The sequence below is a fragment of the Planotetraspora mira genome (assembly GCF_016863275.1).
In the GTDB taxonomy this organism is placed as follows: domain Bacteria; phylum Actinomycetota; class Actinomycetes; order Streptosporangiales; family Streptosporangiaceae; genus Planotetraspora; species Planotetraspora mira.
Genome location: NZ_BOOO01000015.1, coordinates 215,455 through 237,351 on the forward strand (window position 1 = coordinate 215,455; position 21,897 = coordinate 237,351).

A 21,897-nucleotide genomic window follows, 5' to 3' on the forward strand; every position below is an offset into this window, starting at 1 on the left:
CCCGCAAGGGGTGATCAGCGGTGACGTGCGTCGCGCCGGGCGTGCCATTCGGAGAGCAGGGCGGGCATCCGCTCGGCGAGGAAGTCGTAGAAGGCGGCACCCTCCTCGAGCATCGAGCGCCGCTCGGAGGGGCCCTCCTCGAGCAGGTCCAGCGCCTCACGCGCGAGCGTCGCCTGCTCCTGATACGTCGCGCCCGCGAAACCCGTGGGGTCGAGCGCTCGGGGATCGAGGGTGACGTGGTCCACACGCTGCCCCGCCGACCGGGACCGGCGCACGACGTGATGGCCCGCCAGGAGGGTGACCGCCCCCGTGACCGCGCTGCGGCTCGCGAGCAGGGCCGCGCCGATCTCGTCGATGGTCTGCTGGGGAGGCCGGCAGATGAGCAGGTAGCCCAGCACTCGGCCGGCCACGGGCGGGAAGCCGTACTCCCGCGCGTAGAAGTGGGCCATGCGATCGGTGAAGGCGAGCTCATCGGGAGTGGTCATGTGACGACTATAACTGAGATGACGCAGATAACACAAATAAATGTCATTTGGATTTTGCGAGTGGAGAGGATGAGGCGCGATCCCCGCCGACCCGGGCGGGGAAGTGTCGGGGCTGGTCGGGGGAACCGCGCCGATAGACTGGCGACACCGCTCGTTTCCTTTGGGGGTCCTTCCGGTGTCTGAGTTCGACACGGTCCTGGTGGTCGACTTCGGCGCGCAGTACGCGCAGCTGATCGCTCGCCGGGTGCGTGAATGTCACGTCTACTCCGAGATCGTCCCGTCGACGATGCCGGTGGCGGAGATGCTGGCCAGGAAGCCCAAGGCGATCATCCTGTCGGGCGGCCCCTCGTCCGTGTACGCCGAGGGCGCCCCGCCGGTCCCCGACGGCCTGTTCGCGACGGGTGTGCCCACCTTCGGCATCTGCTACGGCTTCCAGGCGATGGCGCAGGCGCTGGGCGGGACGGTGAACAGGACGGGCGTCGCGGAGTTCGGCGGCACCTCGTTGCAGGTGCTCGGGGACGGCGTGCTGTTCGCCGGGCTGCCGTCCACGCAGTCGGTCTGGATGTCCCACGGCGACTCCGTCGCCGGAGCCCCGGCCGGGTTCGCCGTCACCGCGTCCACCGAGGCCACGCCGGTCGCCGCGATCGAGAACCCCGACCAGGGCCTGTACGGCGTGCAGTTCCACCCCGAGGTCCTCCACACCGCGCACGGGCAGACGGTCCTCAAGCACTTCCTCGAGGCGGCCGGATGCCGTCCGTCGTGGACCATGCTCAACATCGTCGAGGACGCGGTCGCGGCGGTGCGCGAGCAGGTCGGCGACGGCAGGGCGATCTGCGCGCTGTCGGGCGGCGTGGACTCCGCCGTGGCGGCCGCCATCGTCCAGCGGGCCATCGGCGATCGCCTCACCTGCGTCTTCGTCGACCACGGCCTGCTCCGCAAGGGTGAGGCCGAGCAGGTCGAGCGCGACTTCGTGGCCGCGACCGGGGTGAAGCTCCGGGTGGTGGACGCCGCCGAGCGGTTCCTCAAGGCTCTGTCCGGGGTGGTCGACCCCGAGGAGAAGCGCAAGATCATCGGCCGGGAGTTCATCCGCGTCTTCGAGGACGAGCAGCGGGCCATCCTCGCGGACGGCCCGGCGGACTTCCTGGTCCAGGGCACGCTCTACCCCGACGTCGTCGAGTCGGGCGGCGGCACCGGCACCGCGAACATCAAGTCCCACCACAATGTGGGCGGACTTCCCGACGATCTTCGGTTCCAGCTGGTCGAGCCGTTGCGGACGCTGTTCAAGGACGAGGTCAGGCGGGCCGGCGAGGAATTGGGCCTTCCCTCGGCGATGGTCTGGCGGCAGCCGTTCCCCGGCCCGGGGCTGGGCATCCGGATCATCGGCGAGGTGACCGCCGAGCGGCTCGACATCCTGCGCGAGGCCGACGCCATCGCACGCGAGGAGCTGTCCCGGGCGGGGCTCGACCGCGACATCTGGCAGTGCCCGGTCGTCCTGCTGGCCGACGTCCGCTCGGTCGGCGTCCAGGGCGACGGCCGCACCTACGGACACCCTGTCGTCCTGCGGCCCGTCACCTCGGAGGACGCGATGACGGCCGACTGGGCCCGCGTGCCGTACGACGTGTTGTCCCGCATCTCGACCCGGATCACCAACGAGGTCCGCGAGATCAACCGGGTGGTCGTCGACGTCACCAGCAAGCCCCCCGGCACCATCGAGTGGGAGTAACCCCCCCACACACACCCCACGCACACCCCTCCCGCGTGATCATGCACAGGTTCGCGGAAATGCCCTCCGACCTGCCCATGCCTCCATCGTGATCATGCACAGGTTCGGCGGCATCCCCAGTGACCTGTCACTTTCCGGTTCGTGATCATGTGCACTTTCGGTCACGTATCGTCTGACCAGCGCGTATTCCTTTCGTGATCATGCGCGAATTCGTGGATGCGGTGCCTGGGCTGCGGCTTTCCATCTGTTGATCATGCACAGGTTCGGGAAGGCCGCATCCGACCTGGGGTCATGTGTTTCGTGATCATGCACAGGTTCGTCGGCGGCGGCCCATCGGCAACCGGCTTGTTCCTGATCGCGCACGACGACCGCTGTCACCAATTGCATGATCACGCAAGGGGGTGCGTGTGGGCGGGGGAGAGTTGACTGTCACGAATTGCATGATCACGTGGGAGGTGGCCTTGCCTGCCCACGTGAATGGTGACCTTGGCCTGCCCGCGTGAGGGTGGCGTTTCATGATCATGTGATTTGGGTGAAATGCATGATCGTGGCAGGGGGGAGTGAAAAAGGCGTACATATGGGTGTGGGTCAGGCGTCAGCGGTAAGTTGAGGCTGGTGATTGCCACACAGGTCGCCATCGCACCCGCACGTACACAGGCCGCCCGCCTCGCCTGGCTGGACGCGTTACGCGGGATCGGTGCGATGGCCGTGGTGGCCGAGCACATGCTTCCGTGGCTCATGCCCGCGCTGCGGCCGTACTGGTTCAACCTCGGCATGTACGGCGTGCTGGTGTTCTTCCTGGTCAGCGGGTACATCATTCCGGCGTCCCTGGAACACAGGGGAGACGTAAGGTCCTTCTGGATCAGCCGCCTCTTCCGCCTCTACCCGCTCTATCTGCTGGTCATCGGGCTCGTCCTCGTCATGGCGATCTGGGTGCCGGTGCGCATGGAGGTCCCCCGCCGACCGTCATCCGTCGCGGCCCACCTGTCGATGCTGCTCGACGTCGTCCACATGGGCGGGGTCGCCGATCCGATGTGGACCCTGTCGTACGAGATGGTGTTCTACCTGATCGTCACCGCGCTCTTCGTAGGCGGCGTGCACAGGCGCAGCGGCATGCTGGCCATCGCGTTCGGTGGTGCTGCGGTCGCCGCGGGCCTGGTGTTGTCCGCGCCGCTGCTGCCGGGCGAATGGCCGGCCGTCGTGACATGCGTGATCTTTCTCGCCGGCCTCGTCTGCCTGATCTCGGGCCGGTTCCGGACGACCGCCGCCTACTCCCTGGGCCTGATGGCGCTCGTGCTGCTCATGTTCGGCAGCTACGTGCCCTGGTTCGGCGCGGCGATCCTCGCGGTGATGTTCACCGGGACGGCCATCCAGCGCTGGGAGGCGGGCACGGGCGGGCTGACACCGGTCGTGGTGTCGGCGGCGCTGGTGGCCGCCTCTCCAGTGTGGTCGATCCAGGCGGGCTGGTGGTGGGTCCAGCCGGACGTGTGGATCACGACGATGGCGCTCGCGGGCGGCACGTTCGCCCTTGGGATGGCGTGGCGGGGCCGCCCCATCCCCGGCGTACTGACGTGGATCGGCCTGATCAGCTACTCGATCTACCTGCTGCACCACCCCCTGCTGCGGGGGCTGAACTCCATGATGGGCGACCTCCGAGGCCTGCCGGCCGCGCTTTCGTCGGCCATCAGCCTGGGGTATCTGATCGTGCTCCTCACCTTGAGTTGGCTGACGTACCGCTTCGTGGAGGCCCCGGCGCAGCGGCTCGGCAAGCGGATCAGCCGTTCGCTGAGGTCCCCGCAGGAGGCGTCCTCCCAAGGGTGATCATCCGGGACGGAGACCCGTGAGCCTCGGGCCACAGACGGCCACAGACAGCCCCTTACGGCCGTAGACGGCCGTAAACGTTCGGCCAAGGACGAGCACATGACGGCCGCTCCGCCGCCCGTTTCGCGATGCTGTCCCAGTCGCTGCCATGAGAACCGGCGACCCGGAGCAGGGCGATTCGAGGGAGGAGGCCGGGGTGGTCCGTTCCGCCTCCCGTGCGCCGCGGACATGGGGAACGAGCGCCGGTTTCGGCCACTGCCCGGAGTGGCTCGGCCGGGTCGTCGACGGCTTCAGCGGCCCGTGGCACGTCCCGGACGCGGCCGGTGCGCCGCGAGAGCCGTACGACTGCGTGGTCGTCGCCGTCCGGACACTCAGCGACCTGCGCAGGGTCGTCCCAATGCACAGGCTTCTCCCCAGTGCCGGACGGGTACGCGTCGCACTGGCCGAGGTGCCCCCATGGGCCACGGAGCCGATTCCCGTCTCCGGGCAGTCGGACGCCTGGCGGCACCTCGCCGACCTGCGGATCACTCGTACGACCTCGGGCTGGCACCTCGACGCGTCGTTCGCCGAACCCGTCGCGGCGGGCGAGGTGATCGCCTCAGTGGCGCGCGGCCTTCTCGGGACGGGCCGTCACATGAGCCAGCCGGTGATCGGCCTCGCGGGCGATCACGCCGACGAGTGGCGGCCCGGCGACGCCAACGCGACACCTGTGGAGCTCACTCTCCCGCCGCCGGAGCGCCGTGACGCCCCCGGCTGCGACCTGCTCCTCCGCCTCGGCCGAGACCACGACCACGACCACGACCACGACCGGGACCACGACCGGGACCACGACCGGGACCACGACCGGGACCACGACCGCGGCCGAGACGGGGGCCGGAGCCGAGACCGGGCCGAAGTGCGTGCCGGTGGTGCCCACATCGACCTCGGCGCCGGGCGTGACCACGCCGACCCAGGCCCGCTGCCGCCGGTCGACGAGGCCGTGATCAACCCCATCGGCTTCAAGAGGCACCCCACGGGTCCCCTCGCGGTGCTCGGCCCGGACTTCGCCGTCACCGGTGGCTCCGACGTGCTCGTACGGCTCGGGCCGCGTGGAGAGCTGACGGACGTCGAGGTGGCCCGCCTCAGGGACGTCAGGGGCGTGGTGATCCCGTCCTGCGACGGGGCAGGGCCCGCCCCGATCAGGATGGCCTCCGGGGTCACCGCAGGGACCGCGGTCGCAACTGTCGCCAGGATCGTCGCCGGGCTCGCCGCCGCCGGGGTGCCGGTGATCGCGCGGCCCGACGCGGCTCGCGACGCCGCCCTCGGGCCCGAACTGGCCGAGGCGGTCGCGGCGGTGGGTGAGGAGGACCTCGCGTCCGACCTCCGGCGTGAGGAGACCGCGATCCGGCTGCGCAGGATCGCACTGCGCGCCCACGGCGCGGTCGCCCGATGGCGTGCCATCGCCGCATCGGCCGGTCTGCCCGTGCCTCCAGAGCCGATGGTGTCGGTCCTGCTGTGCACCCGCAGGCCGGAGATGATCCCTTTCGCGATCCAGCAGATGGAACGCCAGCGCGGGGTGCGGTTGGAGCTCATCGTGGGGCTCCACGGGCTGCCGGCCGGCTCGGTGCCCGCTACGAGCCTCCCGGTCACGGTGGTCGAGGCCCCCGGCGGTCTGTCCTTCGGGGCACTGCTCAACCGGATGGCGGCCGCGGCCTCGGGGACGTTCCTCGCCAAGGTCGACGACGACGACTGGTATGGGCCCGACCACCTCGCCGACCTCCTGCTCGCGCAGCTGTACTCCGGTGCGGACCTGGTCGGTTCCGCCCCGGAATTCGTCTACCTGGAGCCCATCGACGTGACGATCAGACGGCGTGTCGGCACGGAGCGCTTCGCCCCTTTCGTGGCCGGAGGGACCGTGCTGATCACCCGGGCGATGTTCGACGCGGTCGGCGGATTCCGGCCCATCCCGCGGACCGTCGACGGGCAGTTGCTCGAAGCCGTGCAGGCCGCCGGTGGCCGGATCTACCGCACCCACGGCTTCAACTACGTCCTGCGCCGCAGGAACGCGCGCGAGCACACCTGGCGGCCGCCCGTTCAGTCGTTCCTCACGTCCTATGAGGAGCAGTGGCGCGGCCTGGTCTTCAACGCCCTGATGGAAGATGCTCCGGCGTACGGCAGGCAGAAGTGAGGCAGGCGGCGGCTGCTTACGTGCCGCGCCCCCGGATCCCGCTCAACGACTACGGGGTGCTCGGCGACCCGCCTGAGCCGGGCGCGTGGACCCCCACCCTGCCCGTCAGCGTGGTCGTCTCCACGCTGCGCGGCCACGCTCGGAGCCTGCCGTTGACGCTGGCCGGTCTCGCGGCCCAGAGCTATCCGGATCACCTGCTGGAGGTCATCGTCGTCGACGCCGGCGACGGGCCGCCGGTCGTGCTTCCCGACCGCGTGCCCGGGCGCACCCGGGTGATCCGGCCGGAACCGGGAACGTCGACGACGCCCGATGCGGGAGCCGCGGTCGCCGACGGGCATGTCGTCCACCTGCTCGACGCCGACCTGGTTCTCCTGCCGGAGCACATCGAGGCGCACATGCGCTGGCACCACCTCGCGGACCACCTCGTCGTGCTGAGCCGCCCGCGGCACGCGCCCGGCATGGACGGGACGCGGATGGACGGACGACTGGACAGACGACTGGACACGACGTCGGACCTGCGGGCCGCGGGACCGAAGGCGTTCAACGCCATGGTGGGCGTCCCCGCCTCCGTCCCGGCTGCCCTGCTGCGCGCGAGCGGCGGATGGCAGCCGTCGGGGGAGTACACCGAGCTGGGATACCGGCTCGCCCTGGCCGGAGCCGTCTTCGTGGCCGAACGGCACGCGCGGAGCGTGCACACCGGTACCCCCGCCGAGCCGGACCGGTCGTACCTGGCCGAGCACGTGCCGACGCTGCGGCGGCTCAGGAAGCAGCGGCGGACCCACCTGGTGCCGTACGTCGAGGCCGTCGTGCCCGTGGGAGACGCGGCCGCCGAGGACGTCCGGGCCACGGTCGACGGCCTGCTCGCGAGCGACCTGCACGACATCGTCGTGATCGTGGCAGGCCCGCCGACCACCGGCGTACGGGCGATCCGGGAGGCCTACGCGGGACGGAGCCGGGTGGTCTTCGCGGAGGACGCCCCCGGCATGGCCTCCCGGAGCGTCCCGTTCCGTTTCCACTGCCCGCCGGGCTGGGTGCCTTCGCCGCAGACCCTGCGGTCGATCGTCGCGTTCGCCGACCGCAAGGCCCTCGGCGTCCTGTCGCTGGCGCTCGACGAGCGGGAGGGCGTCGTCAGCGCCCGGCTGGAGCGCACGGCCGCCATGAACAGGGCCCGACTTCTCGCGCGGCCGGGGGAGGACCTGGACGACCTGGTTCATGAGACGTTCGGGACGCTCTGGGAGGCCGGCGAGACCTGGGGGATCGCCCCCGCCTCGGCCCCGCGCCCGGAGACAAGCCGGCCCGGGCAACGGAGGGTGGCGGCACGACGGAGCCGCAACCCCTTGCGACGCGGGCTTGTCGGGCTTCTGACGCGCACGTGAAGAGCTGGTAAAGCAAAACGGCCGTCACGATGCGTGACGCTAGCCTTACAGCTCGCTGTCGCATGCGACACCCGGGGGGAAGAATGGCAAAGCCTGAGGTGAGCGTGATCCTGCCGATGCGGGACGCGGGCGGATGGCTGCGGGACGCTCTCGACTCCATCGACGCCCAGAGGTTCCGTCACCGTGTCGAGGTGATCCTCGTCGAGGAGGGCTCCGGCGGAGAATCCGCCGACGAGGTCCGAGTGCTCGGCAAGCCCATGCGCCGTGCCGAGACGGTCGCCGCCGCCGTGGCCGGAGCGCAGGGACGTCATGTCGCCTTCCTCGACACCGGCGACGTCTACGTGCCCGGAGGACTGGACGGCCTGATGGAGCTGGCCGCGCGGCATGACGCCGACGTGGTCGTCGGTGACATGGTCGGCACGGCTCCCGGCTGCGCGTGGCGCAAGGAGCTCGCGCTCGGGGAGCGGGTCATCGGCTCTGTCGCCGAGGCGCCGGACATCGTGTGCGGCGGGCCCGCCTCGAACAAACTCTTCGCGCGTGAGCTGGTGGCGACCACACGGGCGGATCTCTCCAGCGGCGTCCCGGCCCTGCTGGCGCTCATGCTCGACGCGCGCAGCCTGGTGCTGAGCGATCAGGTCTGCTGCCGGTCGGCCCGCGAACAGAGCGCACCTCAAGGGGAAGGCCACGGGGTCATGGCCCTCCTCGCGGACGCCGAGCAGGTCGCCGGCCACTGCGAGGGCCGTCCGCCCGCGGTGCGGAGGGCGCTCATGCGCTGGGTGGGCGCCACACAGCTCCGTCACGCCGAGACCGCGGCGACCTCTCTCGACGACGCCGGGCTCGCCGACTTCGCCCACCGGACGTCGATCATGTTCAAGGAGATCTCCCCTCCGGTGATGACCGAGATCCTCACGGAGGTGCTGGCCCGGCGCGGCGCCCGTCTGGACGACGGGCTGCGCGCGATCGGGACCTGCAGGGGAGAGCCGGAGACGATCAGGCGGCCGGTGTCCCGGGGGCGGCTCCGCGTGCTCGCGGGCCGCGTCTACCTGGACCTGCCCGATCTCGAGACGTTCGGCGACCTGCTCAGGGTCCAGCCGCTCACCGCCGTCGTCTGCAGGGTGCGCACGGCCGGCCACGCCACCCTGCTCCGCGTGGGTGGCCAGGTCCTCGCACCCGGGTTCCTCGCGACGCAGGGAGAGGTGCGCACCGACCTGCTGCTCGAGGTGGGCGATGCCGTCTGCCGCAGGGACGTGCAGGTCACCCGGGCCAAGCCCGGGTTCTTCTCCTGGTCCTGCGATCTGCCCCAGCGTGCCCTGCCGTACGGCGAGGCGGGACTGCGGCTCGTCGCCCGCGACCGGTTCGGAGCCGAGACCGCGCTGCCGCTCAGCGTCATCCGGGACGACCGCGCGGTGGCCGACTTCGACGGGCGCCGCGTCAGGTTGCGCGCCACCCCCGAAGGGGCGGGGCTCGTCACCACCAGGACGGGACCGCTGCGCTGTGCCGTGACGAGGGCGCGGGTTCTCGGAGCGGCGATGCGGGGGACCGTCCACCGCTGATCGACGCGCCGGACACCGCCATCCGACGGACGAGTTCTAAGGATTCACCTGTGCCTCGTATCAGCGTCATCGTCCCGATCTACGACGTGGAGCTCTATCTTCCCGCCTGCCTGGAGTCGGTGTCGGCGCAGACCTGGGAGGACATCGAGGTCGTCATGGTCGACGACGGATCCCCCGATTCCAGCGCGGAGATCGCGCGGGGGTTCGCGGAGCGGGACGAGCGGTTCCGGCTGGTCCGCCAGGGCAACCTCGGGCTGGGCGCGGCGCGGGACACGGGGGTGCGCCACGCGACCGGTGACTTCCTCGCCTTCCTCGACAGTGACGACCTGCTCCCGCCGTACGCGCTCGAGTACATGCTGGCGAGCCTGCTGGAGTCCGGTTCCGATCTGGCCACGGGCAACGTCGGCAGGTATGACGGGCGACGGGTCCGGCAGTCGGCGATGCACCGGGTCGTCTTCTCCGGCCCGGCGACGACCACGCATGTGACGCGGACCGGCGTCCTGATGAGGGACCGGCAGGTCACCAACAAGTTGTGGCGCCGGTCGTTCTGGGACGCCCACGGGTTCAGCTTCCCCCGCGGCGTGCTGTACGAGGACATGCTCGTGGCGTTGCGGGGCCACGTCCTGGCGGGCTCCGTCGACGTGCTGCCGGCCCAGGTGTACCTGTGGCGCGAGCGCACCGCGGGCAGCCGGTCGATCACTCAGGACAAGACCCGCGTACGGCATCTCGACGACCGCTTCTCCGCTGTGCGGTCGGTGCGGGAGTTCCTCGTGGCCGAAGGCCTCGCGGCTCACCTCCCCGCCTGGGACCACGCCGTCCTCGACAGCGACCTGACGAATTTCCTCGACGTCCTCGACCAGGCGCCGGAGGCCTACCGCGGTCGCTTCCTCGATCTCGCCGGCGACTATCTGGACGGCGTCTCGCCCGCGGTGTTCGACGGGTTGCCCGCCATCAGGCGGCTGGAATGGCATCTCGTCCGGCACAGGAGGCCCGCGGACCTGCTCGAGGTCGTCGCATGGGACCGCCAGGCGGTGTCAGGCGCCAGGCTGGTGAGACGGCTGGGGCGGTCCTATCTGGCCACACCGTTGCTGGAACGGCTGCCCGCCGCGCTCTCGCGCGTCGGAGACACCCTCCACCACCGGATCGACGAGATCGGCTGGCGGGACGGCAGGCTGGTCGTGGAGGGACGGACGACGCCTCGGCATCTGCGGCCGACCCGGCGGTTCCATCAGCAGGTCTTCGCGTCGCTCGTCCAGGAGGAGACGGGACGGCGTGTCCGCGTCGGCGCGTCGGTCAGGCGCGCGAAGGTCTCCCGGGGTGGGCACGACGACCGCGAGGACTGGGGCGGGTTCCGTCTGACCATCGATCCGAGGCGTCTCGGCGCCGCCGACGAGGGACTGTGGCACGTCGAGATGCGACTGGTCCACCGGGGCACGCTCGTGCGGGGGCCGCTGGCGGATCCGGGAGCCGGCCGGCCGGCGCAGGTGGGCGCCCGGCCTCTCGGGCGGGATCGGTACGTCGTGCCGCTGCTCACGGAGGCCGGGCTCCTGACCCTGCGGATCGAGAGCGAGCGGGCGCGGGTCGTCAGGCAGAGCCTGTGGGGCGGCCGGTTGCGCCTGGAGGGCCGGGTCGTGACGGGCACAGTGACCGGCACAGTGACCGGCAGAGCGACGCGCACGGCCAAGGGCGGTGCTCGGCATGGGACGAAGGGCGGCGCGGCGCGTGCCGTCAAGCGCGGGGCGAGGTCCCGGGTCGGCGAGGACGTGGGCCTCGGCCCGGAGCCGGTGCTCCGGGTGACGCGCAGGCCCGGCGGTGTGCCGCTGCTCTACCCGATCAGGATCGACGGCCGCGTGTTCACGGCCGACATCGACCTGCGTGACGTCCTTCCGGCGCGTGGATCGGCGGTCGCCGAGAGAGGGCTGCCGGACCGGCCCGCCGAATGGCGGGTCGAGGTGCGGTCGGCCGACGGCGTGCTGACGCCGGTGACCTTCGCCGAGGACCTGCCCGAGGGGCGCCACGGCCTCGCCGGACGGGAGATCGTCGTGTCCCGCGACCACGGCGGTGGGCTCGTGCTGCGGGACCAGCCCGCCGCCGCGTTCGTGGACCTGGCGGAGTGGCTGCCGGGCGGCGAACTGCTGATCGAAGGCGGCTTCGCCGAGCCGTACGAGACGGACGCCCTGGTGATCCGCTCGCGCGACGGCAGAGTCGAGCGGACGGCGCCGATCGAGGGGACGGGCGCCCGGTTCCGGGCGCGGCTCACGCCGGAGGGCGTCGGCTCTCCGCTGGGCCGGCTTCCGCTGCCGCGCGGCCGGTACGGCCTGGCCGTCAGGGTCAGGGGCTCGGACCGGGAGTTGCCGGTCGAGTTCACGCCCGACTTCGCGCTGGTTCACGAGACGGCCCGTCGCACCTTCACTCTCGACGGGGACGCGACCGGGCATGCGGTCCTCGTCGTGAGCGGCGACCTGTCGGGCGACGAGAGGGGCGTGCGGGCCCAGCGGGCACTGCGCAAGGAGGCCTACCCGGCGCTGCGCGACAAGCCGCTGTGGCCCGCGGTCCTCTTCGACTGCGACGACGGCACGGCGTTCTCCGACAGCCCTCGCGCCATCTACCAGGAGCTCGCCCGGCGGAACACGGAGCTCACCGTCCTGTGGAACGTGCACGACGGGCAGGTGGCCCTGCCCGGCGACGTGGAGGCGGTGCGCACGCACGGCCGGGAGTACTACGAGGCGCTCGCCCGCTGCCGTTACGTCGTCACCAACGACCATCTGCCGCCGTGGTTCGAGCGGCGGGCCGGTCAGACCGTCCTGCAGACCTGGCACGGATCCCCGCTGGAGAAGGTCGGCCACGACGGGGCCGTGCGGCACGGGCGGCTGTCCAGGCAGGTCGGGCAGTGGAGTCACCTGCTCTCGGCCGGGCCCTGGTGGACGCCGCTGCTGCGGGAGGCCTTCGGATTCCACGGGGAGATCGTGGAGGTGGGCCTGCCGCGCAACGACGTCCTGCGGGCCCCCGGCCACGAGGCGGCGGCCGTGCGTGTTCGGAGGAGGCTCGGAGTCCCGGACGGATGGCGGCTCGTGCTGTACGCCCCGGAGGGGGAGGAGACGCTCGACCTCGAACGGGTCGTGGCCGCGCTCCAGGACGACCGTGTGCTGCTGGCCCGGCGCGCGGACGCAGGGCGGCCGGCGCCCGCCGGCGTCCTCGACGTGTCGGCGTTCCCGGACGGGCACGAGCTCTACCTCGCCGCCGACGCGCTGGTGACGGACTACTCCAGGGCGATGTTCGACTTCGCCGTGACAGGCCGTCCGATCCTCTTCCACGTCGGCGCTCCGCGCACCGGCCTCTACCTCGACTTCCAGGCCGAGGCGCCGGGCCCGTTGCTGCGCGGCGCCGACGAGGTCGCCGAGGCGATCCGGAACCTCGGGGAGGTCGCGGAGAAGTACGCGGGCCTGGGCGACGCCTTCGTCGCGCGGTACTGCCCGCTGGACGACGGCCGGGCCGCCGCCCGGGTGGCCGACCGGCTGTTCGCCTGACGAGCCGACGGGATCGAAACGATGGACCATGCACCCGCGTGCCGGCCGCTGCCTGCCCGCGTGCCCCCCGTGCTGTCGGTGATCGTGCCTGTCCTGGGCGGGGAGGAGCACCTCGAGGAGTGCCTCGACTCGCTCAGGGACCAGACCCTCACGGGGATCGAGATCGTCCTCGCCGGTCCTGCGGCGGGAGCCGTACGGGATCGGTGGTCGTCCGTCGTCGTGCCGGAGGGCCGCGACGCGGGCACGGCGAGGAACGCCGGAGCGGAGCGGGCGACGGGGGCCTACCTGGCCTTCACCGGCGTCGACTCCGTCGTGCCCGCCGGCGCCTACCGGACGCTCGTGGGAAGTCTCGAGGCCACCGGATCGGATCTGGCCTGCGGGAGGTCGGCTCCGCTGCCCGCGGGACGGGCGCCGGCCGTCGAGGAATGCGCCTGGCTTGCCGCCGAGGGGACCGACGGCGCCGATGTTCCGCGCACGCACGTCACGAGGCTTCCCCGGCTGATCCATGACCGATCGGTGGCGAACAAGGTCTTCCGCCGCGCGTTCTGGGACGAGCACCGATTCCGGTTCCCCGACGGCATGCCCGCGGACTTCCCCGTCGCCGTCCCCGCGCACGTGCTGTCCCGGTCGACGGACGTGCTGGGCGACGTCGTACGGCTGTGCCGCGCGGCGGACGACGAACCCGTCGACCCCGTACGGCGGCTGGCGGCCATGCTGGAGATCTCCGCACTTCTGGATCGGCGTGATCCCCGGCTGAGGCGACGCTGGGACAGGGAGGTGGAGGAGGCCCTCACCGAGGTCCTCGACGCCGCCGTCGTCCAGAGGGATCTCGGCGGGTTGTGGACTCTCGCTCCCGCCCTCGTGGAGTTGCACCCGCACGCCGCCGACGGGTTCACCGCGCTCAGGCGCCTCGTGTTCTTCCTGCTCACGCGGGGCATGGCGAAGGAGCTGTCGGAGGTCCAGCGATTCGCGGCAGAGCAGATCATGGATCGCGGCGTCGTCAGGCGAGGCCTGTTACGGCCCCGCTGGTTCCTCGACTATCCCTTCCTTTACGACGACAGGATTCCCGGCGAGGTCCACTCGGCGGAGCACGACTTCGAGCTTCACGCCAGGGTCGACGACGTGCGAACCGGCGGCGACGGCGTGGTGCGGGTCGAGGGACACGCCTACATCGCCCATCTCGGCAGCCGGCGCAGCCACGTGGAACTCTGGCTCCAGCGTGGGGACGAGCGGATCGAGCTGCCGGTCAGGCGGGTTCCGCGGCCGGATGTGACCGCGGACTCCCGGCAGTCCGCCGCCTGCCATGACAGGTCGGGCTTCGTGGCCGAGGTGGCCGTGCACGGCCTTCCTCCCGGCCGATGGACGCTGCACGTGCTCGTCTCCGCCCGCGGGGTGACCCGGTCCGGCAGTGCCGCGGGCGGCCGGCACGCGGGCGAGCGGACGTTCCGGACCGGCGGAGTGCGGGTGACCCTCACGCGGGAGGACGGGCTGATCCTCAGGCCGGCCGGCCAGCCGGCACCCGCACCGTACGTGGGGGACCAGGTGACCGTGGTCGAGTGGACCGGCGCACACGAGTTGGTCCTGTCCGGAACGGGGGACGGGGACGGTGACGGGCACGGGTACGGGGACCGGATCGTGACGACCTGCGGGGCGGAACGCCACGAGTGGCCGCTGCGCCGCGACGGCGGCCGCTGGGCGGCGACGATCGGCAGGACGGCCGGGGGACTGCCCCTGCGCAGCGGAACATGGCGGGTGTCCACCGGCGGACGGCGACTGCGGCTGAGCCCGGATCTGGTGGCGGAACTGCCGGGGCCGCACACGACCCCACTCCACGAGATCTCCTTCAGGACCAACCTGGCCCGGGAGCTCAGCCTGACGGTCAGGCCCGCGCTGGGGCCTGGCGAGCGCGGCCGTTACGCGACCCTGCGGCGGCGCGGGCACGGCCCGTTCCGCAGAGGCGGCCTTCTCGGGGGTGTCCTCGTCCGCGACGGCCGCCGGCTCGGGGACGCCGCGCTGTTCGACAGCTACGGGGGCGGCCAGTACTCCTGCAACCCGAGGGCGATCTCCGAGGAACTCGCGCGCCGCAGCCCCGGCACGGAGCTGATCTGGGTCACCAGGGACGGGCAGTTCACGGCGCCGGCGGGTGTGCGCACGGTCCTGTACGGCTCCCGCGAACACGAGCACGCCCTGCGCACCAGTCGTTTCGTCGTGGCCAACAGGAGGACCCAGCCCAGCTGGTACCGCAAGCGTTCTGGCCAGTTGTTCGTGCAGACCTGGCACGGCACACCGCTCAAACGCCTGGGCCGTGACATCGGCGCCATGCCGTACGCGCAGCGGGACCTGGACGGCGATCTGGAGCGCTATGCCGCTATGTGGGACGTGCTGGTCTCGCCCAACCCGTTCTCCACGCCGATCCTGCGAAGCGCGTTCGCCTACCGGGGGGAGGTGGTGAACTCGGGTTATCCCCGCAACGACGTGCTCTTCCGCCAGGGACACGGCCCGCGTGTGCGCCGCCTCCTCGACATCCCCGAGGAAAAGCGGATCGTCCTCTACGCGCCCACGTGGCGGGACGGCGAACCGACAGGGGAGGGTGACCTCCGGATGCGGCTCGACGTCGATCGCGCCGTGGCGGCTCTGGGCGAGGACCACGTGCTGCTGGTGCGGGCGCACTACCTGGTGGCCGACCGGATGACCGTCCCACCCGGCGCCATCGATGTCTCGAGATTTCCGGATATGGCGGACCTGCTGGCCGCCGCGGACGTGCTCGTCACCGACTACTCGTCGGCCATGTTCGACTTCGCCTGCACAGGCCGGCCGATGGTGTTCTTCACCTACGACCTCGAGCGCTACCGCGACGAGATGCGCGGGTTCTACTTCGACTTCGAGGCCGACGCCCCCGGGCCGATCGTCCATACATCCGACGAGGTCATCCAAGCCCTGAAATATGGCGATCCATCGTCCTACAAGGTCAGATACGACGATTTCCGATTTGCCTTCTGCCCGTGGGACGACGGACACGCCTCCGAACGAGTGGTCTCCAGGATGCTGACATGAACCTCGTCCTCCCCCGCATGGCGCGCCTGTCCATCCCCCGCACGGCCGCCTGCGTCGCCGTACCGGCCGTGCTGGCGCTCGTCGCCGGGCTGTGGGACCTGGGCGGACCGCCTGTCTGGCGGGACGAGGCGGCGACGGTCAGCGCGGTGACCAGGACGCCGGCCCAGCTCGCGCACCTGTTGAGCGGCGTCGACGCGGTGCACGGCCTCTACTACGCGGTCATGCACGTCGTCGCCGTGGTGTTCGGGACCGGCGAGGTGGCGCTGCGCCTGCCCTCCGTCCTGGCCGGAGTGCTCGCCGCCGCGGGCGTGGGCGCGCTCGGGCGGGCGCTCGGCGACCCCCGAGCCGGTCTGTACGGCGGGGCCCTGATGGCCATGACGCCGGTCTTCTCCCGTTACGTGCAGGAGGCCAGGCCGTACCCGATGACGATGGCGGCGACCGTCGGTGTGACCCTGCTGCTCCTGCGCGCGGTCCGCGAGTCGTCGAGGAGGGCCTTCCTGCTGTACGGCACGGCCCTCGCGGTCCTGGCCTTCCTGAACCTGTTCGCAGTCCTCGTGGTGGGAGCGCACGGCGTCTACGTCGTCTGGTCGCGGGGGCCCCTCGGGAGATGGGCCGCGGCCGCGTTCCTGGCCTTGGCGGCGGCCGCTCCGCTCGCGTGGATCGCGTCCGGGCAGAGTGACCAGATCGGCTGGATCTCCGCACCCGACGCGGGGGACGCCGGGATGCTCGTGGTCCAGCTCTTCGGGGACCTCGGAGCGTCGACCCCCGCATGGGTGGGAGTCGCCCCCCTGGCGTGGGGTCTCACGATCTTCGGGCTCACCCGCCGGATCCGGCGGACCAGACGAGCCCGGCACGGCGTGGAGACCCGCGCGCCGTCGACCGAGCTGACCCGGCTGGCGTTGCCCTGGCTGCTGATCCCGCCGCTCGTGTTGTTCGCCGCCTCGTGGGCGGCGCATCCGGTCTACGTCTTCCGGTACGTCTTCTCCAGCGTGCCCGCCGCCGCGCTCCTCGCCGGAGCGGGGCTGGCCGCGCTGCCCTGGAAGAGCGCCGTCGCGCTCCTCTGCGTGGCGTTCGGGTTGTCGCTCCCGGGGCAGATCGCGACGCGCGGGGCCGACGGCAGGCAGGACGACCCCGAGCCCGTCGCGGCGGTGCTCGCGTCCACGGCGCGGCAGGGAGACGGGGTGATGTTCGTCCCCGGCAAGGTCAGGAAGTACGAGCTCGTGTACCCGGATGTCTTCGCGCGCCTGGACGACGTCGCCCTGTCCAGGTCGCCGCGCCGAGACGGAACCTTCGCCGGCCGCCACGTCGGGCGCCGGGCGCTGGCCGACCGTCTGACCGGCATCCCCACCGTCTGGGTGGTCGGCCACACCGGGAAGACCCGGAACTGGCAGATCGACGTCCTGAACGGCTCCTACACCCCCACGGGCCGGTGGGCGTCACGCGGGTTCTTCGTCGTGCGCTATGAACGGCCGCCGGGTGTGCCCTCTTCGGCTCCGGCGGCCGTCCGACCGCAGGCTCAGGCGAGCTCGAAGGGCGCGGGCATCGGGTAGTAGGCCTCGAGGAACCGGCCCAGGAGCGCGTCCTGCTCCGGGGTGGTCGGCGCGGTGTCGTTCAGGCAGAAGGCGTCGTGCTTGCGCCGGGCCAGCATGCGGCGCAGCTTGGCCGGGGTCTTGCGGAGCGACAGGTCCACGTAGGTGTACTCCACGGCGCCGGGCACCGCCCTGCCGTTCAGGTAGCCGTAGTAGTGCGCCAGCGAGGACGTGACCGAGATGTCGGAGGTCCTCCTGAACTTGCCGCGCGCCGTCGCCTCGAACTCGTCGCTGAACCGCTCCTCGAGCTCGAACATGGCCGAGCGGCGCAGGGCGTAGGGCGCGTGCTTGAGCTTGCGCGTCAGCGTCCGTCCGTAGATGTCCTCCAGCATGCGCCGGTTGTTGATGCCGGCCGCGTGCACGGGAGACTCCTCGCCCTCGGGCTCGCCGAACGGCACGTGCGCCAGACTGGGGAAGAAGTGGGTGATCCCGTTTCCCTCGAAGAACATCCGCGGTGAGAGCGGCCGGCCCAGGAAGAAGTCGTCGTTCAGGTAGAGGAAGTGCTCGGCCAGCCCGTCGATGTGGTGCAGCTGGGTCTCGATCGCGTGCGAGTTGAAGACAGGCAGCACCGAAGGATCGTTGAAGATCTCCTTGTGTTCCACCACCCGGATCATGGGATGCGACGTGTCGAGCCAGGACGGCGTCTGCCCGTCGGTCACGATCCACACGCGGTTGATCCAGGGCGCGTATGTGATCAACGAGCGCAGCGAGTAGCGCAGCTCGTCCCTGCTGGTGAAACGGGCCTCGGTCGTGGCCATCTCGCTGAGGGCGCCGGACGGCCCGCCGTCGGCTCCCTCAGCGAGGGCCTGGTCCCTGCGTGATCGCCACGCGGGATCCGCGCCGTCGACCCAGGTGTAGACCGCGTCGATGGGGAAGTCGATGTCGTCGACCAGGCGCCGGGTGAACTCCCGCCGCGTCCGGTAGGTCCGCACACCCTGCCCGGCGGACACGAGCGGGTTGAACAGCTCCTCGCCGCCCTCGACGATCTCGCCCTTGGCCGGAACGACCGCGCACGCGGGGTTCGCCCTCGGTGCGACGAGCATGTTCTTCTGCTTGGCCCAGAACTCCAGGTCGCAGCCGTGCTCCGGCCCGAGCGTCAACGTCCGGGACGGGCTGGAGAACAACAGGCCCACCCGCACGGCCCACGCGTCGTTCAGCATCGCCGCCGCCCGCTTCAGCGGTCGCAGCCGGCCGATCTCATCGGGCGCCTGGCCCCGGGCGTGTTTGCCGTACGGCAGGCGCGCGGCGAGCAGCGGCCTGCCGCTCGAGGCGAGGACGGTGAGCGCCCGCTTGCGGTCACGCTGCGAGACGGCGACGACCGGCGGGTGGCCCGGCATCGGACGGACGCAGAAGTAGGGCACCTTGGCGGCGGAAAGCAGCGTGCAAACGATGTCCAAGGTTTCCCGCTGCGCCTGAAGCGGACTGGCGTCCTCGCGGATCAGAGCCGACCGCGGTGTGGTCTCCCACGACGGCAGTCGCTCCTGCAGCTGTCGATACAACGTAATCACCGGCATGATCTCCCCCTGGACACGGACTGTAACCGACGGCCGTCCGCGTCGGCGGACGGTTTACCCAGGTCGGGGGAACAGTCAAGAAGTGGCAATGAGATGCCCTACCTGTTCTCGAAGTGCGGGCTACTCGCTACTCACTGTAGTCATTCTTACCTGCATGGGGCGCTACACGCTGGACGACATACTCGCAACTCGCAAGTCGAGAGACGCATGGTGGACCGTTTTCATGGTCGACCCGATCGCCTGCAGGATCGCGCTGCTCGTCGCGAACCACACCTCGCTCACGCCTAACGCGCTCACGGCGCTGTCGATGCTCATCGGCTTCGGCTCCGTGGCCGCGTTCGGCATGGGCGAGCTGGTTCTCGGAGCGGTGCTGTTCTACCTGAGCTTCATGGTCGACTGCATGGACGGGAAGATCGCCCGTCTGAAGGGAACCGGCACGCCGTTCGGCCTCTGGCTCGACTTCGTCGGCGATCGGATCAGGTTCGCCTGCTGCGCCTTCGGGCTCGGCGTCGGCGAGTACTCGCGCACGGGGGACCACGCCTTCCTGGTCGCGGGCGTGGGCGTGGTTCTTCTCGATTTCTTCCGCTACATCAACGGGCCGCAGCTCAAGAAGGTCAAGGACGCCACTCGCGCACTGGCCAAGGCGAGGACTCAGACGCAGGTCGTCTTCGTCGAGGACGTGATCAAGGCTCGGCCGGAGCTGGACGCGACCACGGCGGTCCGGGAGGTCGAGGAGAATCACACCGAAGGCCAGGCGGTCGTCGACCTGCAGAAGGCCTTCCATGCCCGTTTCCCCTGGTACGACCGCTTCCGTCTCGCACTCGTCAAGTACCGCGTGCGCACACATTTCTTCAGCGGGATCGAGTTCGAGGCGGCGGTGTTCGTCGTCGCCCCGTTGCTCGGCTCCTGGGCGTTCGTGCCCACGTCGATCGGCGCGAGCGCGCTGCTGCTGGCCTTCGAGATGAGCCTCATCTACCGCGTCTGGCTGGCATCGCGCCAGGTACCGAAGCGCGCGCCGGAGAAGGCCAAGATCCTCGTCTGAACCGCCGATCGATACACCGCGTGCCGGAGCCTCGCACCCGGCACACGAGCGGCAGGCCGCCTCCACGGGGGCGGCGGCCCGCCATCACGCCTTTTAACTCACATCACGGGGGATTGATCTCATGCAGTCCGACAGACCGCTATTCGTGGTCGGTTGCCCGCGTTCGGGCACCACGATGCTGCAGCTCATGCTGCACTCCCACCACCGCATCGCCGTACCGCCGGAGACCCGCTTCCTAGGCCCCGCATACTTCTCGCGCAGGATGTACGGCGACATGCGGCTGGCGGACAACCGTCGCAAGCTCGCGAAGTGGATCGCCAACGGGCGCAACACCAAGTTCCGCGAGCTGGGCCTCGACCCGGCCGAGTACATCCAGGCCGCCATGCTCGGCCCCGGCAGCCTCGGCTCGGTCACGGGCATGGTCTTCAAGGCCTACGCCGAGCGGTTCGGCAAGCCGCGCTGGGGCGACAAGCGGCCCAGCTACTACCGGCACGTCGAGATCCTCACGCGCATGTTCCCCGACGCCCAGTTCGTGCACATCGTCAGGGACGGGCGCGACTGCGTCGCCTCCCTGAAGGAGATGCCCTGGTACAAGCCGGACAGCATCCACGCGATGGCCAACTGGGCGGAGGCCGTCGACTTCGGCCGCCGCCACGCGCGCAAGCTGCCGGCCGACGCGTTCTACCAGCTTCGCTACGAAGACCTGACGGCCGACCCGGAGGGCGAGCTCAGGAAGCTTTGCACGTTCATCGGCGAGGACTACGACCCGGCGATGTGCGAGCCCCAGCACATGGCCGAGGTGGCCGTGCCCAAGCACAAGGTGTGGCACAGCAACACCCACGGAGAGGTGACCACGGCGCGCTCGGGAAGCTGGGCGTCCCGGCTCGAACCGTGGGAGATCGCCCTGTGCGAGGACGTTCTGAGCGAGCGGCTGGCCCACCACGGATACGAGCTCAGCGGCGCGCCCAAGGCCGAGCGCCAGCACGTGGCCGCGTACAAGGACGCCGCGTCCAAGCGCAAGTCGGCGCGGCTGCGCAAGTACAACCGCGACCGGTTCAGCCGGCTCCGTGAGCCCGGCCCCATCGCGGCGCTGCTGACCGACGGCCAGCGCAGGCTGGCCGGGCTGCCGCAGCAGCGGACCCGCGAGCTCGTCGCCCGCTGACGCCTCCCGCGCGGGAGCACGCCGGCCCACGACAACACACCGCGTTCACAGCGGCGGGCCGGTCTCCCTGAAGCATTCCCTGGCTTCTCGGAGTCTCCCGCGCGGCGACGCTCAGATGCCGCCTCCGCATGAGGCGGCATCGGGCTCCGCGCATCTCACCTGCGCAGCAGTCTGCGCACCAGATAGGCCAGCACGGCGACGGCGGCCAGCGCGCCGAGCGCGGGGGTGAGACGCCGCACCAGCGGCGCACCGGCGATCTCGAGCAGGTCGAGCGCCTCCTCCTCGGCCGACCGGTAGGTCCGGGAGACACCCTCAGGCTCGGCGTCGACACTCCCCGCGGCCTCCGGCCACGGGGCCGGGGACTGCGCCCGGTCCTCCTCCAGGCCCTCTTCGAGGAGCGCGGCGAGGTTGGCGGCGAAGCGGTCGATGAGCCGGGCGCCGACGTCGGCCAGCACGCCCCGCCCGAACTGCGCGGGCCTTCCCGTGACGGTGAACGACGTCTCCACATGGACCCGGGTCCGGTCGGCCTCGGGGGATAGGCGGGCCGTGACCTCGGCGTCGGCGGTGCCCGCCCCGCGGGCCTCCTTGGCCGACGCCTTCAGCGTGACCGTCCGGGCGTCCTTGTCGACGTCCTCGAAAGCCGCCTCTCCCCGGTAGGTGACGGTGATCGGCCCGACCTTCACCCGCATGCGGCCGGCGAAGGCGCCGTCCTCGACGGACTCGAGCGCCGCTCCCGGCAGGCACGGGGCGATCCGCTCGACGTCGATGAGCACCGACCACGCCTGCTCGACCGGCACCGGAACCGTGAACTCGTGCTCGAAGCGCATCGCCATGGCTCGACTCCGTTCTGAGATGGGCCCGCGATCCCGGCAGCCGGCGTGAGA

At 71.0% G+C, this 21,897-nt stretch carries 13 protein-coding genes; 10 read left to right on the plus strand and 3 right to left on the minus strand.

All coding sequences use genetic code 11. From position 1 onward, the window contains the following. Nucleotides 1–14 precede the first annotated feature (14 nt). Nucleotides 15–485, minus strand: coding sequence for a GbsR/MarR family transcriptional regulator (locus tag Pmi06nite_RS14560; protein ID WP_203953493.1), 471 nt, complete (start codon nucleotides 483–485; stop codon nucleotides 15–17). Nucleotides 486–645: 160 nt separating this feature from the next. Here Pmi06nite_RS14560 and guaA point away from each other — a divergent pair, with 160 nt between their 5' ends. The 8 genes from guaA (at nucleotide 646) to Pmi06nite_RS14600 (ending at nucleotide 17,256) form a co-directional block, all read left to right on the plus strand. After that, a complete protein-coding gene (guaA, locus tag Pmi06nite_RS14565; protein ID WP_203953494.1) occupies nucleotides 646–2,208 on the plus strand; it encodes a glutamine-hydrolyzing GMP synthase in 1,563 nt (520 codons plus the stop codon). A 615-nt stretch (nucleotides 2,209–2,823) separates the two neighbouring features. Then, nucleotides 2,824–4,029 (plus strand): acyltransferase family protein, encoded by a 1,206-nt coding sequence (locus Pmi06nite_RS14570; RefSeq protein ID WP_239113901.1) that lies wholly within the window; start codon nucleotides 2,824–2,826, stop codon nucleotides 4,027–4,029. A 148-nt stretch (nucleotides 4,030–4,177) separates the two neighbouring features. Next, entirely contained in the window at nucleotides 4,178–6,196 is a 2,019-nt protein-coding gene (locus Pmi06nite_RS14575; protein ID WP_203953496.1) for a glycosyltransferase family protein, read from the plus strand. 20 nt (nucleotides 6,197–6,216) lie between these two features. Next, on the plus strand, nucleotides 6,217–7,572 hold the full coding sequence (locus Pmi06nite_RS14580; protein WP_203953497.1) for a glycosyltransferase family 2 protein: 1,356 nt from the start codon (nucleotides 6,217–6,219) through the stop codon (nucleotides 7,570–7,572). Between the two features lie 83 nt (nucleotides 7,573–7,655). Continuing rightward, nucleotides 7,656–9,125, plus strand: coding sequence for a glycosyltransferase family 2 protein (locus Pmi06nite_RS14585; RefSeq protein WP_203953498.1), 1,470 nt, complete (start codon nucleotides 7,656–7,658; stop codon nucleotides 9,123–9,125). A gap of 50 nt (nucleotides 9,126–9,175) precedes the next feature. After that, nucleotides 9,176–12,652 carry a bifunctional glycosyltransferase/CDP-glycerol:glycerophosphate glycerophosphotransferase gene (locus tag Pmi06nite_RS14590; RefSeq protein WP_203953499.1) on the plus strand — a complete coding sequence of 1,159 codons (3,477 nt, stop codon included), beginning with the start codon at nucleotides 9,176–9,178 and terminating at the stop codon, nucleotides 12,650–12,652. Nucleotides 12,653–12,673: 21 nt separating this feature from the next. Further along, the gene (locus Pmi06nite_RS14595; RefSeq protein WP_203953500.1) at nucleotides 12,674–15,706 is read left to right on the plus strand and encodes a bifunctional glycosyltransferase/CDP-glycerol:glycerophosphate glycerophosphotransferase; all 3,033 of its coding nucleotides are present in this window, start codon (nucleotides 12,674–12,676) and stop codon (nucleotides 15,704–15,706) included. After that, the gene (locus Pmi06nite_RS14600; RefSeq protein ID WP_203953501.1) at nucleotides 15,703–17,256 is read left to right on the plus strand and encodes a glycosyltransferase family 39 protein; all 1,554 of its coding nucleotides are present in this window, start codon (nucleotides 15,703–15,705) and stop codon (nucleotides 17,254–17,256) included. The genes Pmi06nite_RS14595 and Pmi06nite_RS14600 overlap by 4 nt, the downstream gene beginning before the upstream one ends. On the opposite strand, the gene Pmi06nite_RS14605 is transcribed toward Pmi06nite_RS14600, so the two are convergent. Continuing rightward, entirely contained in the window at nucleotides 17,223–18,803 is a 1,581-nt protein-coding gene (locus Pmi06nite_RS14605; protein ID WP_203953502.1) for a stealth family protein, read from the minus strand. The genes Pmi06nite_RS14600 and Pmi06nite_RS14605 overlap by 34 nt on opposite strands. Before the next feature lie 160 nt (nucleotides 18,804–18,963). Here Pmi06nite_RS14605 and Pmi06nite_RS14610 point away from each other — a divergent pair, with 160 nt between their 5' ends. Together Pmi06nite_RS14610 and Pmi06nite_RS14615 are read left to right on the plus strand one after the other, a co-directional pair. Next, nucleotides 18,964–19,851 (plus strand): CDP-alcohol phosphatidyltransferase family protein, encoded by an 888-nt coding sequence (locus Pmi06nite_RS14610; protein WP_203953503.1) that lies wholly within the window; start codon nucleotides 18,964–18,966, stop codon nucleotides 19,849–19,851. Nucleotides 19,852–19,972: 121 nt separating this feature from the next. Then, nucleotides 19,973–21,013, plus strand: coding sequence for a sulfotransferase family protein (locus Pmi06nite_RS14615; RefSeq protein WP_203953504.1), 1,041 nt, complete (start codon nucleotides 19,973–19,975; stop codon nucleotides 21,011–21,013). 155 nt (nucleotides 21,014–21,168) lie between these two features. Here the strand turns inward: Pmi06nite_RS14615 and Pmi06nite_RS14620 are convergent, their stop codons facing one another. Further along, nucleotides 21,169–21,846, minus strand: coding sequence for an SRPBCC family protein (locus Pmi06nite_RS14620; RefSeq protein WP_203953505.1), 678 nt, complete (start codon nucleotides 21,844–21,846; stop codon nucleotides 21,169–21,171). Nucleotides 21,847–21,897: the final 51 nt, after the last annotated feature.

Excerpts from the sequence above, each read along its gene's own strand:
- Pmi06nite_RS14600 (WP_203953501.1), top strand. The coding sequence starts at position 15,703 with ATGAACCTCGTCCTCCCCCGCATGGCGCGCCTGTCCATCCCCCGCACG.
- Pmi06nite_RS14615 (WP_203953504.1), top strand. The coding sequence starts at position 19,973 with ATGCAGTCCGACAGACCGCTATTCGTGGTCGGTTGCCCGCGTTCGGGC.
- Pmi06nite_RS14585 (WP_203953498.1), top strand. The coding sequence starts at position 7,656 with ATGGCAAAGCCTGAGGTGAGCGTGATCCTGCCGATGCGGGACGCGGGC.
- Pmi06nite_RS14560 (WP_203953493.1), bottom strand. The coding sequence starts at position 485 with ATGACCACTCCCGATGAGCTCGCCTTCACCGATCGCATGGCCCACTTC.
- Pmi06nite_RS14595 (WP_203953500.1), top strand. The coding sequence starts at position 12,674 with ATGGACCATGCACCCGCGTGCCGGCCGCTGCCTGCCCGCGTGCCCCCC.
- Pmi06nite_RS14575 (WP_203953496.1), top strand. The coding sequence starts at position 4,178 with ATGAGAACCGGCGACCCGGAGCAGGGCGATTCGAGGGAGGAGGCCGGG.
- Pmi06nite_RS14610 (WP_203953503.1), top strand. The coding sequence starts at position 18,964 with ATGGGGCGCTACACGCTGGACGACATACTCGCAACTCGCAAGTCGAGA.
- Pmi06nite_RS14620 (WP_203953505.1), bottom strand. The coding sequence starts at position 21,846 with ATGGCGATGCGCTTCGAGCACGAGTTCACGGTTCCGGTGCCGGTCGAG.